Source organism: Vibrio halioticoli NBRC 102217 (assembly GCF_000496695.1).
In the GTDB taxonomy this organism is placed as follows: domain Bacteria; phylum Pseudomonadota; class Gammaproteobacteria; order Enterobacterales; family Vibrionaceae; genus Vibrio; species Vibrio halioticoli.
Genome location: NZ_BAUJ01000012.1, coordinates 1 through 14,214 on the forward strand (window position 1 = coordinate 1; position 14,214 = coordinate 14,214).

Genomic DNA, 14,214 nt, shown 5'->3' on the forward strand with positions numbered 1-14,214 from the left:
GTATGATTGGTATTTTCTGCTAACTGCACCAGATATTCAGCGATAGCTTGCATACCTGATTTTGCCACGCCCGCTTTAATTTCGGCTTTTGAGTTGTAGTTGGTGTTGGTATTTACATCATAAGAATACCAGTTGCCATTTTCATCACTGATCACTTCGATGCCGGCGATATCAATATGGTTATCGGCTAAGAACTTTTCATGCAGCTCTATCAAGGGTGAGTCATCTAGAGCCGTGGTGATTTCAAACTTATCTTTTTCTTGGTTGTCAGCAGGTTGACTGTCTGCAAATGCAGGACAGAAAGCATCTTCAATAGAGCAACCATCCGCAGGGCAGAGTTCAAATCCACCTTCGGTTGAGACTTTAACCGCGTATAAGAACTTACCACCGACATATTCACAACGGATGATGTAAGGCTGAGTTGATTTTACATATTCTTGCAGTAACCAAATGCCATCAAGAGGCGCGTCGGCTTTGAGTCGTCTAAGACCGAGTTTTACATCATCAAGGGTGTTGAATTTCTCCACTCCAAGCCCTTTACCGCCACGGTTTGGTTTGATAATAAGAGGCCAAGTGTTAAATTTTTCTGCAGCGGCAACGATTAAATCGCTCCCCACTACTGCTTGAGTTTTTGGCGTTGCGATGCCGGCTTTTTGTAAGGCGGCGTATTGTGAAATCTTACACACTTCTAAATCGATAACGCCACTGCCGTTGACCACAGTCACGTCATGCAAACCAAGCCATTTATCAATAACGCGAGTCAACTCAGGCGCATAACGGTGCCCACGGGTATGTGAAGAGGCGCTCATGCGATTGTAGTAAATGGCATCTTCCGGAGCGCAATCAAACTCGATATGGGCTTCATTGACGAACCACTCTTTGGCGGGGACGTTTAGCTTTTTAAAGGCTTCATGAAGTGGAGCAACCCATTCTGCGTTCTCATGTAAAATATAGATTGGTTTCATAACAGCGTTTCCTTCGCTCACTTTTTATCGAATGATTTAGATAGTGCCAAATCCTCACCTGAAAGCCAGTACCAAGTGGCCGATTGCGTATATGAAATGGATATAGCTTATAACATGCAGGCAGGCACGAATGGTTAAAGTAGGGTTGTCAGTTAGAAATACCGTCTTAACTGATTGTTTAAACAAGATATTAGAGAAATGCCCAAAGCGCGTTATTTTCGGTATTGGCTTTGGGCATTTGCTTTTTCTGAGTTATCTATTTTCAAAACGGTTGTAGTCGAGTAGGCCGTTTTCTATCGGTTGATCTTTGGCATACCATTCATGAATCTTGTCGCTAAATGGCCAAAACCTAAGATCGGTACGACGAATAGCGAAACGATCCAGCAATTCTTCATAGTCATCATCGTCATCCACTTCTCGAATGCGTTTTAGTAGCTCTGGGATTTCTCGCTCTTGCAGGGTCAAGAAAGCCGCTGGATAACTGCCCAGAATACCGTTTACTAAGGTGAGGGTGTCTTCTTCGGGTTTGCGGTTATCTTCTTCGGCAAATAAGCTGGAGATATTGGTGTGTGCGTTGCTGTGCACTAAGGTAAATACGTGCTGTTGCCCGTTGTCTGCTTCTATGTTGATTGTCATTAGTTGTGGAAAGTTTTCGATGCCTCCACCCACTAAACTGTTGATTTGTTGCAATAACAACTCACTTTCTCGCTTGAGCGGTGTATTGGCGATTTCATAGCGCGGCTCAAGGATTGACGAGACATGCTCAGTCAGCAGTGTCAGTAGCTCTGTCTTAGGGTCGTTGGTGCGATATTCTATGCCTGATTCTTGATCAAAAGGCTTGGCGTTACGCGTTAGGTAATCAGTAAATTCTATAGATTGGCCTTCATACCAACTGGATAAAATATCGTGGCGAGACTCTTTTGGTAGCAGCGCAATAAAATTGGTTTCTCCTTCAATTCTCAGTAAATCCATATACATACGGGTAATGAGCTGGTGGCCGAAGTTACCGTAAATATCAAAGCCAGCTACGAGCAAGTAATGAATACGCTCTAACAATGAATAGTCGATAACCCAAGCTGTTTTGGGTTGATTGCCGACTAAGCCTTTTGCCACTGTTGCACTGTCGAAGTGGCGGAAAATTGTTAGGGCTGCGTTAGGGTTAGTGCCGTCCCCATTCCAGATGATATCAATATCTAGATGCTCGCCATTTTTAAAATGGTCATTCATGAAATTCATCTTCTCTGTCAGATAGATAGACTGAGATTTAGAGAATTTGACCCAGTTAAACAGTGGTGTGGTATTGCTGTCTAATTGCCCCGGCAATGCCATGTTTTCGGCTTGAGATCTAAGGAAATCAGTCGCCACTTTGTTATCCATGCGGCCTGGGTTAGTAAAGAATACCCAGAAGTGATCATTAATTACGTTTAGGGCCAATTGTCCGCGACAAACAGGTCCTTTAATAAAGGCCATTATGGTGTTTTGCGCTTCGTCTAAAAGGAAGTTGTAGCGAGAATCGACAGGAATATCCGCAAAGGCGAGAATGGGGTTAGATGCCACTTCAATGTCGTAACTTGGCAGTTTTTTAATGGTGTAATCGGCTTTATCAAACCATGTTAGCCATTTTTGCATGCGCTCTTGGTTTAGTGCGTATGGCATGTGGGTTTTGTCGACAATGGTTTCGCGCTCTGCAATTAAGCGGTAGTAGACACGTGGAACTTGAGGATCGCCATAAGGTCGGCGCGTCGCAATACGTTTTACTGGTTCACCGGGAGGCGTTGCTGAGCGTACTAGGCTAAAGAAGCGCGTTTGTTCATGCTCAGAGAAGTAGATATGCGAAAGAAACAGATGCTCGTATATATAACGACTGGTAATTTGACGCTTTAGGTCATCTTGGTTGAAGTACGCCTCCCATTTAGCCACATCTGCAAGTTGTGCTTTAGTGAGTGGCACAGGCTCTGACATGCTTGCCCCTTGGCGTAGCCATGCAAGCAAGGTTTGTTGTTCGTCGTTAGCAAGTGCGGGCATGCCATAAGGCATTCCGGCGAGCGGGTATTCTTCTTTATAGGCTTGAATAGAATCTGAAGTGGGACAGACAAAGGCGCGGTCGAGGCTAAAATCAAAATCGTCATCATCTAAAATGACATCTTGCGGAAGAGGAAACTCTTCTTTTTGAATTAACAACTGCGCCATTACTCCCGCTTCTATATTGGCATCTGCGCGTTGCAGGCGTTCATTCAAAACAGGATAAAAGCCATGTTCACGCCACTCTTGGGTGGAAAACGCATCTTCATATAATCGAGTTGGAGTGGTGGCAGTCAAGCGAGCACCTTGATACACCATCGCCGTGGTTGCGCCTCGGTCTATGCCTTCTGGTGAGGTCAGTTTGAGTTGGCAGGGGGCGTCATAACAAGCGTGGCAGACAACACATCGTTTATCGAGAATAGGTTGCACCTCATCGATAAAATACTGAGCTTGCGAGAAGTCGTGTGAGACAGTTCTATCTTGAACCTTTTCGGGGCCAAACAGCGCTTCAAAATTTAATCCTACGAAGGTACTACAACCAGTAAATACAATGATGAAGGCAATCAGTGCGTACTTTTTCATTTAACATCCATATCCTCAATAAAAGCGACTCTTTTATGATGGTCGCATCTGCAAGTTGTGTCAAAGAATATGAGTTCATAGTGAAGGATATTAAAGAGAATATATCTTTGATAACACACTGTAATTAATAGAATTACGAACTTATGGAGAGAAATTGTCGGTTAAATGCTGTCGGATATTTATCTTGTTTTAATAGAGAGTATTATCGTAGCAGGCGACTTATTCGTATTTGAGTATGCCAAATCGTGTAATTTTTTCTAATTGTATGAAAAATCTATCTTTTAAGTCAGTGATATCACACTACACTTGTAGTCTGATTGTTTTAGTATCCGAGATAAAATAGAGTATATATTCTAATTTTTAATCGACAGATATCGCCAAGGAATAGAACAAGGTGAAATTTAAACGTATTGTCATTGCGTTGATGTGTGGGTTTGCGCTACCTGCTGTTGCTCAACCTGTGACCTTCTCTCAAGCGTGGGCATTGTTACAGCAACAAAACAACTCTCTGGCGGCTAGCCAAGCCAATGTTGACCGCTATCGAAACCTGCAAAGTGCCAAACAGAGCTTAAATTTGCCGTCGGTCACTTTAAATGCCAACTACACCCGTCTGGATGATGACATTAAGCTTAGTGGACAACAGATTGCTGATAGTATTTCGACCCCTATCGCACTGCCGCCTATTTCTCTGCCAATCTTAGCCAGCTCTTATTCAACTATTGCAGAAAAAGACGTATTTACCTCTTCTATTCGAGCGATTTGGCCCATCTTTACTGGGGGTAAAATCATTTCGGCACAATCTATTGCGTCTGCACAAACCGACGAAGCTCGTGCACAACTAGAGATGGAGCGACAAGCCCGATATGAAGATTTAGCCAAGTACTATTTTGGGGTTGTACTGTCTAAGCAAGTGGTTGAAACCTACAAAAATGTAGAGAAAGGCTTGGAGCAACATGCCAGCTTTGCCGCCAAGTTAGAAAAGCAAGGGCAGATTGCTCGAGTAGAAAGATTACAAGCGGATGCATCGCTTGCCAAAGCTAAAGTGGATAGAAAAAAAGCAGAGCGAGATTTAGAAATTGCCACCAGTGCATTAACGCAAATTTTAAATCAGTCGCAAACCGTGACCCCTGTTAGCCCCCTCTTTATCAATAAATCGCTTCCTCCTTTAAGTGCCTATACCAACGAAACGTTAGTGACCTATCCGGGCTTGTCTATTTTGGATGCCAAAGAGAAACAAGCCAAAGGGTTAACGGATGTGCAAAAAAGTAAATACTACCCAGATGTGTATTTATACGGAGACTACAACCTGTATGAAGATGACTCGTTAGCCTCGCAATTAAAGCCAGACTGGTTTGTCGGGGTAGGGGTCAGTATTCCGTTACTTGAAACCAGTGGCCGCTCTAGCCAACTCGACGCCGCTCATAGCGCAGTATTGCAAATCACTCATTTGCGCGCTCAGGCGAAGCAAGATCTTTCGGTATTAGTACAAAAAACGTATTTGGAAGCCGAGCAGTCGATGGAAGAGGTCAAAGGGCTAGAGACCAGTATCGAGCTCGCCGAAGAAAACCTACGCTTACGTCGAAAAATGTTTAGCCAAGGGTTATCTAACTCGTTAGATGTGGTGGATGCGGAGTTATACCTTGCCAGCATTCAAACCCAGCAGCATGTTGCTCGTTTTAACTACTTAATATCACTAAATAAACTGCTCGCACTGAGTGGCAAAATGAACACTTTTAATCAATATGAGACCCGTCCTAACAAGGCTATCAATGAAGCTAGCGTAGGCACTAAAGGAGAAGTCAATGTCAGCTAAAACCCCTATTGCTCTAGTCGCAGTAGTCCTTATTGGTCTTGTTGGATACGGTTTTTATCAAGCTTACCAACCACAGCCTATTCGTATTCAAGGACAGATGACCGCTCAGCAATACAGCATATCTTCTAAAGTTCCGGGTCGCATTGAAAGCATCAATGTGAAAAAGGGCGATCAGGTTAAGGAAGGCGACCTTATCTTTACTATCTATAGCCCAGAAATTGATGCCAAATTAGAGCAGGCGCGCGCAGGCCAAGAAGCCGCCGGTGCATTAGCTCAAGAAGCGGAAAACGGCGCTCGTACTCAGCAAATTGCTGCCGCTCGCGACCAATGGAGTAAAGCCAAAGCGGCGTCTGAGTTGATGGAGAAAACCTATCGCCGCGTGGATAATTTATATCAAGACGGCGTACTCGCCGAGCAAAAACGTGACGAGGCCTACACGCAGTGGCAAGCGGCTAAATATACAGAAAATGCCGCTCGTCAAATGTACTTGTTAGCCAAAGAAGGCGCACGCTCTGAAACCAAAAAAGCCGCCAGTGAAAAAGCGCGTATGGCCGCCGGCGCAGTGGCAGAAGTAGAAGCCTATGCGGCGGATACCCACATTGAAAGCTGGTTTGATGGCGAAGTCTCACAAGTGCTACTGCACAGCGGCGAGCTTGCTCCGCAAGGTTTCCCGGTAGTGACCGTTATCGATACCTTAGATTCTTGGGCGGTGTTTAATGTGCGAGAAGATCTGCTTAAACATTTCCAAAAAGACTCAGAAATAAGTGCGTTTGTTCCTGCATTAGATAAAACGGTTCGTTTTCGTATTTCGCATATTTCAGTAATGGGCGACTTTGCTACATGGCGATCAACGGACAGCAGTCAGGGCTTTGATTTACGCACTTTTGAAGTGGAAGCTCGTCCACTGCAAGATTTGGATAAATTCCGCATTGGTATGAGTGTTGTGTTAACGCTAGACGAAAAAGAGTAATCGTATGTTTCGTTTTATAGCGGACGAATGGCAACGATTGTGGCGGGATAAATGGCTATTGGCCTCCATTACTTGGGTGCCGATTTTGCTGGCGGTGAGCTTGTGGTGGATCTTCTCACAAGGCATCGCGCGCGCACTGCCGATTGCGGTCGTGGATCATCAGCAAAGCCGTTTATCGCATGAGTTGGTTCGATACCTAGACGCCAGTGAAACCTTGCATGTTAGCACTCACTTTCAAAGTGAGTATGATGCCAAAAGGGCGCTCAGTGGTAGTGATATCTATGCCTATGTGGTGATCCCGAGAGATTTTGACCGCGATATTTTCTTGTCCAATCCACCGCAAGTCAGCGTGTTTTATAACAGCCAGTACATTTTGGTGGGGAAACTGGTCAATTCATCGGTATTGCGCTCAGTGGGAACATTTGATGCGAAGATACAAACGGCGAAAAAGCTAGCCTCTGGTAACTCAACCATTAAAAGTGCGTTAGGCAAAGCGGTTACGGTGCGCACGCAAATTACGCCGCTGTTTAACTCAAACAGCAACTACGCACAGTTTTTGGTATCAGCGATTGTGCCAGCCGTTTGGCAAATTGTGATAGTGGTGGGCACAGTGCTGACATTAGCAATGCACAAGCGATTAGGCACTATGGATAAGTGGCTTGAGCAGGGCGTAGTGGGCGCTATGACGAAGACGTTAGCCTGTTACATCCCGATTTATTGGGCATTAGGTGTGGGCTTTTTATTGTGGTTTTATGCCTACTTGCAGTGGCCGATGCAAGGCGGCTATGCGGTGCTTATTTTTGCACAATTTGCCACAGTGCTGGCGTGCACTTTAGTCGGCGCAGTATTCTTCTTTATGACCTTTGATGCAGCCAGAGCCTTGAGTTTTGCCGGTGCATTTACTGCCCCAGGTTTTGCCTTTATGGGGATCACTTTTCCGGTAACGGATATGGGGACGCTAGCACAAGGTTGGCGCAGTTTGTTGCCAATAAGCCATTATATCGAGGCGCAGGTGAGTCAGGTGTCTTATGGCGCTTCTACTTTGCAAACCTTAGGTTTTCTCGTTCCTATGTTGGGGTATTTAGTTCTGCTACTGGTGCTGGCTAAACTGGCTCCGAAAAAGATAAAAGGGGCGTTAGCATGAATTGGCTGTCCATCTTTAAGCTTGAATTAAAAGCCATTTTAACCAATCCGGTGGTAGTACTTACTATCTTTGGTGGCGTGGTATTCTATTCGTTTTTGTATCCACTGCCTTATGCAAAACAAATTCCGAATCAGCAACATATTACGGTGGTGAATCTAGACAAAAGCAAGGTGAGTTTTGATTTGGAGCGCATGGTAGATGCTACCTCTCAAATTCAGATTGTAGAGCGAGCGCACAGCATTGCACAGGCGAAACAGCAGTTTTTAAATGGTGATGTGCGAGGGATTTTGGTCATTCCAGAGCATTTCTATCGCGATCTATTGCTAGGCAAGAGTCCGACCCTATCCTTTGCTGGTGATGCCTCCTATTTTCTTGTATACGGCACCATTGTGGAAGGGTTGGCCCGAGCTGGTGGTACTTTGGCCGCTAAAGCAAAAGTGGCGCGTCTGGTTATGGAAGGGGAGCCTTTAGTGAGCGCTACCAAGCACCACGCGTCAATTGATGTGAACATGAAGCCCACCTTTAATGTGACTGGCGGATACGTTAATTATGTGGTTCCTGCGGTGTTTGTGTTGATTTTGCAACAAACCCTAGTCATGGGCGTTGGTATCGTAGGAGCAACCATTACCCAGCCAACCATAGCCCAGCATGCTAAAGAACAGCGCGAGTCGTGGCAGAGGTTACTGGCGAGAGTGGTGTGCTTTACTGGGTTTTATTATTTATTGGGCGCTTATTATTTTGGTTGGAGCTTTGATTTTTATTCGGTGGCTCGCTTAGCGCATCCATTGCAATTGTTGATCTTCGGTACACCCTTTTTATTGTCCGGTTGCATGATAGGGCTATTGCTAGGCATGCTAGTACCGAGACGTGAGTTAGTGACTGTGATTGTGCTAATGAGTTCAATGCCGTTAGTCTTTAGCGCCGGTTTTATCTGGCCACTTGAGGCAATCCCGACTCCGTTAATATGGTTGTCCAACTTATTCCCAAGCACTCCGGCCATTCAAGGCTTCTTAAAGTTGAATCAAATGGGTGCTGATTTTTCTCAAGTCACGCCTCAATATTTCTTATTAATTGCGCAGGTGATTGGTTGGTCAATACTGGTGTATGCCCTAAGAAGGCGTAAGCAGGCAATGAAATTGCAAGAGGGAAAGGTATTGTAGAAAGAGACCACAGGTCTGAGTGGTTCAGACCTGTGGCAATATCGAACGTTGTAATTGCTATAACGTCATCTTTGCTTATTTAGGGAAGTTGACGATTGGGAAACATTTAAAGAATCCGTTATCGGCACAGTTCACTAAACCCACTTGTACCGCGTCAATGTGTTTAGTTTTGTTGAAGATACCTACCTGTACAGTAGATTTGTTTGAAAGGCTTACAAGGCCCACATCGGCCACAGTTGTGCCTGTTGAGTAGTTTACTGCTGACCAGTTAAGACCATTCACATCATGAGTAATGTTGGCTAAACCTAAGTTAGCACCTGTCGCTTTACCTGTGTTCCAGTTAAACCAACCAAGAGAGACACCAGTCATTTCTTTGTTAATTTTGTTTGCACCAAAGGCGATGCTGAAGTTTGCACCGGTAGTACGATCGGATTCAGACATACCAATTAAAGAGAAATCAACCCCTTTAACTTCAGATACTTTACCGTGTAGAACCGCTAAACGTACGCCGTGAACCACATTATCGTGCGGTGCGTTCAGGTTGATTGAGGAAAACATAACAGGTGTTTGAGCACAGGCAAATGAAGAAGCAACGCTAGCAGCAAAAGCTACGGCAACAAGTCTTTTTTTCATACAGAATCTATCCTAACGGTGATTAAAATGAGTGATGTCAAAATAAATGGCAAAGCAAAAATAGCTAAGTGCTTATCGTTTCTGACATTATTCCTAGCATCGATAATAATCGTGAGAATGATTTGATATAACTGGTAAAAATGGAATGTAACGTTTACTGGTAAAAAAGCAAGTGACAAACTTGAATTTATATTGTGGTAAGTAATTGTATTTAAAGTAATTTATTAATTCACGTGTTGTGATATTAAATTAAGGCCTGACTCCCATACTCTATTGGAGTCAGGCCTTTTTCATACTTGTTCGCTTTAATTAGTAGGTAGATCTAACTCGCTGAAAGCAATGACTTTGTGGTGTGCTTGTCTGTACCTAGCTCCATTACCCGTTCAAACAGCTCAGTTAGGTGGCTTTGGTGACTGACCATCAAGATGGTGCTATGCGGCAATAGAGTACGCAATTGCTCAATCAGGGCGTAGGCACTTGGTTCATCAAGGCTACTGGTGGCTTCATCTAGGATCAGCAGTTGAGGTTTTTGTACCAAAGCACGCGCTAGAGCAATTTTTTGTTGTTCGCCTCCCGAGAGCTTCATTTGCCATTCGGTTTCATTGTCCAAGTCTTCTGCCAGTGCGCTAAGTCCAACTTGCTCTAGAGCGGTTTGATAGGGCGCATCGTCTGAGCTTGGTGCTTGCGGGTAGCTTAAACATTCACGCATACTGCTTTTTGGCAGATAAGGCTTTTGAGGAAGTAGTAACACGTTGTGATCATCAGTGTGGAATTGACCTTGATAAAATGGCCAAATGCCCGCCAATGTGCGCAGTAGTGTCGATTTACCTAAGCCACTGGCCCCTCTGATCATCAACGACTCTCCTGACTTCACTTGCAATGAAATATTGGAAAGCAGTATCTGACCGTTTGGTTTTTGTATGCTCAATTGCTCGCAAGATAAGCCATAAGGTGTAGCCAAAGGCTTGTCTGCTGTTACTGGATGAGGCGTAGACCCTTTGTTTGGCGCGGTTTGCGAGAATGCTTCGCACTTATCCATAGCTTCAATAAATTGGGTTAAACGGATAACGGTGGCACTCCAATAAGTTAGGTCGTCATAACGGAAGATAAACCAACTTAGTGAGCTGTAAACACGCATAAAGGCCATACGTACTTGGAATAGACCTCCAACGGTAATCACGCCTGCCATCAGTGCAGGAATAGCAGCAAAGTAAGGTACCATAGCCGCAATTTGATGATAGGTGTTGATGACCATGCCTAGCTTTTTCTCACGTCCCATTAGGGCTTTCCAGTTGAACGAAATATCGTCAAATGTGGAGTCTAACTGGGATTTCTCTCGCTGTTGACCATGCATTAAAGCAATTTGTTCGGCGCTATCGCGGCTACGCAGCAGTCGAGCACGAAAGTTTGCTTCTCGCTGTTGTTGTTGATAGTAGAGTTTATGCAGTTTATGGCCAAAAAAGTGCGTAACGCCGGCGCCGACGAGCGAATAAATTATGGCGAGCCACAGTAAGTAACCCGATATTTTAACGTCATCAAATAGAGGCAATAAAAAGTCACTGGAAAGGTTCCACAAGATGACACTAAATGCGGATATAGTCGCCACACTTTGAATTAAACCCAAAATCAGGGTTAAGGTATCAGTGGTGAGTAGTTTAATGTCTTCAGCAATACGTTGATCTGGGTTATCAGGTTCTTCGGTAAGCGTGAGTCGATAAAAGTTTTGGTTGCTCAACCAGCGACCGACAAGGCGCTCGGTAAGCCAAGTACGCCAGCGTATTTCCACCCATTGTTGTAGCCACTTTGCGTAGACTTTCATCACTACGATGATGGCCACAAAACCAATAAATTTAAGTAGCAGGTCGTAAATTAGTGGACCATCTAATGCGGCCAAGGCATCAAAAAATTCTTTATTCCAAACGTTCAGTTTCACCATCACCTGAACAAGCAATAAAGATAGCGCAACGGTGGCGGCAAATAGCAGCCACGACATGATACTGGCTTTGCTAGACCAATAGGGTTTTGCTATAGCATAAAATTGTTTAAGGATTAACATACATTCCCTGATGTGACTAAAGCACATACAGCGTATAAGCCGTATGTGCTTGTATTAAGGTCGAAATTTATTAATCTTCTGCTTTTTCAGCAGGCATTAAACTGGCATCGATCCAATTGTTAGTAACCAATATTTGCTTCGCCATTTCATCTATTTGTGCCGGCGTGACACTGTCAACCCATGCCAAATAGTCTGCGATAGAGGTTAGGCTATCTCCGTATTGCGCCGCGTCATTAAGATAATTTAGGCGCTGACGATCTGAGATATTGTCTGGTGCGAGTGAGTTCTTTGTTTGCGCAATGACTTCGGAAAGCTCTTTTTGGGTAACACCTTGCTCTAATACTTTGTCTAGCACAGCCGTGGCTTTGGTTCTTAGCTCTTCACCACGCAGTGGATCATGCCCATAACTCAGCATGCCAAAGGCTTGGTTGCGGTTTCTGTCTAGTCGAATGGCAAAGCGCACCGAATACACGCCGCCCGCCTCTTCACGCAAAGATTCACGTAAACGATTAGAAATAATGCGGCTTAATAGATACGCTTTATCACCACGTTGCGTGCTGTAAGCAAAGTCCTGATTGAACAGCAAGCTTGTGATTGCCATAGGCTCTTCGCCAGCGGCAATGTTAATTTCATGTTTGCCACTGCCTAGAGGCGGAAGTTCGATTTGAGAGTAAGCTTCTGCACTTGCTGGCAACGAGCCGATATAACGCTGCGCAAGTTCAATCACTTGTTTTGCATCGGCATTACCGACCACAATCAAGTGATGCTGGTTAGCGTTGGAAAACAGCATGTTCCAAACGTTGAACAGATCTTTAGTCTCAATCTTGCTTAATTGCTCTTTGGTTAAACGCAAGCGCTCAGGGTTGTTTACATAACGAATTGCATCGATTGCAGTGTTAAATTGACCATTTGAGCTTGTTTTTTGGTTCTCAATACCACGTTCCATCAAGCGTTTAGAGGCTTGCCAAAGCTCCTCATCCACTTGCGGTTGTGTGATTTGTAGATAGACGTTTTGTAACCAGTTTTCTAGTGATTTCGGATTCGAAGTACCCGAAAAACCATGCATACTTTGGTTTACATAACTGCTGATGCGGTTTGAATAAGGAGCATTTAGCATTGCCAGTTGGTCAGTGCTAAAGCCGCCGTAGCCAAACTTACTCATTTGACGCAGTAGCAGTGCAATTGAGCGTTGCTCAGCAGGAAGATGCTGACTGCCACCCCAACCGCGATAATCTAAGCGCAGTTCATTGCTCGACTCATCACTGTATTCAAACCAAACTTGAGCGCCGTTTTCTAGCGTCCACATTTTTACGCCTTGTTGCTCTTTGTAAGCGACAATTTTGGCAGCTTCAGGCACATCAGAAACTAGATTTTTGCTCACGGTAACCGGCGCAATGGCGGCAGGAGGATTGGCCTTGGCGTATTCCCATGCTTGTTGTAATTGGGCAACGCTTGGTAATTGCGCTTGGTTGTCTACTTTTACTTGTGCAATAACTAATGGATTAAGCGTTTGTACCATGCGCTTTAGGTGCGCATTGATTTCGTCAAGGGTGATGCTATTTGACAGTTTTTCAATCACCACAGCGTATTGATCTGAATCGATCAGTGGCGATTGTGAGCGCAAACGGTTAAAGATAGACATCATTTCGCGGCGGTTGGTGGTGTTGCGTAATGAGTCAGCCATTTGCGAATAGCGATTGATCATGGATTGACGTTCGGTATTCAGATCGTCTTGATTAAAACCATGTGCGGCAAAACGACTGAGCTGTTCAAACGCTTCTTCAGTGCTCGCAAGGTAGTTTTTATCCGTCAAAATCACCATAAGACGGTTGTTGCGATAACCGGCAGCCATTGGACGTGTCATCATCATCAATTTACTGATGTTGTCACTCTCTACTTGGTATTGCTCACGCAGGCGCTTGTTGAGCACTTGCATGGTGATATCGTTAACCAGTTTAGCGCGCAATTCCGATTCAGTATGCGGCGTCACTTCATAGTCTCTAAAGTTAAAAGAGAGTACTTCAGTGGTGATTTCTTTGTCGGCAATCACTTTTAGATCAAGAGTATTGTCTAAAGGTACGTTTAATTGTGGGCGTTGTGGAAGCTCTTTGGCCGGCAGAGGTGCAAAGTAGCGATTAAGCATTTTTTCCACTTCAGCTTGGTTGGTTGAACCGACCACAATCAGGGTCATATTATTTGGATGGTACCAATCGTGCCAAAATGCTTCTATGCGACTTGCATCTACATGACGCACCAGATCCATATCGCCGATAGGCTCACGATCACCAAAGCGGCTACCTTCAAGTAGAATTTGGCGATTGGCTTTGCCTAGGCGTGCCATCATACTCAAAGTGCTACGCCATTCTTCTTCGACAACAGGACGTTCACGTTCCAGTTCATCTTGATCAAAGACCAGAGCGCTCGCTTGTTGAGAAAGCATGTTAAAACCTTCACTTAGCATCTCTTCTGAGCTATTTGGTAAGTGTAGGAAGTAAGAGGTGGTGTAATATTCGGTCATGGCGTTGACATCACGCCCAAATACCATGCCGAGTGCTTGTTGATGTTCAATTAGGGTGTTGGCAGGAAACTGCTCAGTCCCGTTAAAGGCCATGTGTTCAACCAAATGAGCAATGCCTTTTTGGTCATCGTCTTCATCTAAAGAACCAGCGTTAACAACCAGTTGAAGTGATACGCGATCTTTCGGGCGGTTATTTTCCACTAAGATATAACGCATACCGTTATCAAGTTCGCCTTGGATCATATCTTGGCGTATTGGTAACTGAGGATCTTCAGTGTTTGTTTTGTTTTGTTGGCAGCCAGTGATGGCAATGCATGCGGCTATCAAAATGGGAATATATTTCATACGATA

Annotated in this window: 9 protein-coding genes; 4 read left to right on the plus strand and 5 right to left on the minus strand. The window is 44.5% G+C overall.

Going from position 1 to position 14,214, the window contains the following annotated elements; translation table 11 throughout:
- Together VHA01S_RS05000 and VHA01S_RS05005 are read right to left on the minus strand one after the other, a co-directional pair.
- Positions 1-965: ATP-grasp domain-containing protein (locus tag VHA01S_RS05000; RefSeq protein WP_023403264.1), on the minus strand; the 965-nt coding region annotated here is incomplete at its 3' end.
- Between the two features lie 252 nt (positions 966-1,217).
- Positions 1,218-3,569 (minus strand): fatty acid cis/trans isomerase, encoded by a 2,352-nt coding sequence (locus VHA01S_RS05005; protein WP_023403265.1) that lies wholly within the window; start codon positions 3,567-3,569, stop codon positions 1,218-1,220.
- Positions 3,570-3,993: 424 nt separating this feature from the next.
- Here VHA01S_RS05005 and VHA01S_RS05010 point away from each other — a divergent pair, with 424 nt between their 5' ends.
- Genes VHA01S_RS05010 through VHA01S_RS05025 form a run of 4 tightly spaced genes read left to right on the plus strand, consistent with a single transcriptional unit; the run spans position 3,994 to position 8,656 of the window.
- A complete protein-coding gene (locus VHA01S_RS05010; protein WP_052029579.1) occupies positions 3,994-5,382 on the plus strand; it encodes a TolC family protein in 1,389 nt (462 codons plus the stop codon).
- Positions 5,372-6,352, plus strand: a complete 981-nt coding sequence (locus VHA01S_RS05015) for an HlyD family secretion protein (protein ID WP_023403267.1) — start codon at positions 5,372-5,374, stop codon at positions 6,350-6,352. The genes VHA01S_RS05010 and VHA01S_RS05015 overlap by 11 nt, the downstream gene beginning before the upstream one ends.
- A 4-nt stretch (positions 6,353-6,356) precedes the next feature.
- Positions 6,357-7,496, plus strand: coding sequence for an ABC transporter permease (locus VHA01S_RS05020; protein WP_023403268.1), 1,140 nt, complete (start codon positions 6,357-6,359; stop codon positions 7,494-7,496).
- Positions 7,493-8,656: an ABC transporter permease gene (locus tag VHA01S_RS05025; protein WP_023403269.1), complete on the plus strand. Its 1,164-nt coding sequence runs from the start codon at positions 7,493-7,495 to the stop codon at positions 8,654-8,656. Before VHA01S_RS05020 ends, VHA01S_RS05025 begins: the two co-directional genes overlap by 4 nt.
- A 75-nt stretch (positions 8,657-8,731) precedes the next feature.
- Here the strand turns inward: VHA01S_RS05025 and VHA01S_RS05030 are convergent, their stop codons facing one another.
- The 3 genes from VHA01S_RS05030 to VHA01S_RS05040 form a co-directional block, all read right to left on the minus strand.
- Positions 8,732-9,289, minus strand: a complete 558-nt coding sequence (locus VHA01S_RS05030) for a VC2662 family protein (RefSeq protein WP_023403270.1) — start codon at positions 9,287-9,289, stop codon at positions 8,732-8,734.
- Positions 9,290-9,611: 322 nt separating this feature from the next.
- Positions 9,612-11,345, minus strand: coding sequence for an ABC transporter ATP-binding protein/permease (locus VHA01S_RS05035; RefSeq protein WP_023403271.1), 1,734 nt, complete (start codon positions 11,343-11,345; stop codon positions 9,612-9,614).
- A 70-nt stretch (positions 11,346-11,415) separates the two neighbouring features.
- Complete coding sequence (locus tag VHA01S_RS05040) at positions 11,416-14,208, minus strand: M16 family metallopeptidase (RefSeq protein ID WP_023403272.1); 2,793 nt, start codon at positions 14,206-14,208, stop codon at positions 11,416-11,418.
- Positions 14,209-14,214 lie beyond the last annotated feature (6 nt).

What these genes read in the sequence shown, in the direction of transcription:
- VHA01S_RS05005 (WP_023403265.1), bottom strand. Translation starts at nt 3,569, where the DNA reads ATGAAAAAGTACGCACTGATTGCCTTCATCATTGTATTTACTGGTTGT.
- VHA01S_RS05010 (WP_052029579.1), top strand. Translation starts at nt 3,994, where the DNA reads ATGTGTGGGTTTGCGCTACCTGCTGTTGCTCAACCTGTGACCTTCTCT.
- VHA01S_RS05015 (WP_023403267.1), top strand. Translation starts at nt 5,372, where the DNA reads ATGTCAGCTAAAACCCCTATTGCTCTAGTCGCAGTAGTCCTTATTGGT.
- VHA01S_RS05020 (WP_023403268.1), top strand. Translation starts at nt 6,357, where the DNA reads ATGTTTCGTTTTATAGCGGACGAATGGCAACGATTGTGGCGGGATAAA.
- VHA01S_RS05025 (WP_023403269.1), top strand. Translation starts at nt 7,493, where the DNA reads ATGAATTGGCTGTCCATCTTTAAGCTTGAATTAAAAGCCATTTTAACC.
- VHA01S_RS05030 (WP_023403270.1), bottom strand. Translation starts at nt 9,289, where the DNA reads ATGAAAAAAAGACTTGTTGCCGTAGCTTTTGCTGCTAGCGTTGCTTCT.
- VHA01S_RS05035 (WP_023403271.1), bottom strand. Translation starts at nt 11,345, where the DNA reads ATGTTAATCCTTAAACAATTTTATGCTATAGCAAAACCCTATTGGTCT.
- VHA01S_RS05040 (WP_023403272.1), bottom strand. Translation starts at nt 14,208, where the DNA reads ATGAAATATATTCCCATTTTGATAGCCGCATGCATTGCCATCACTGGC.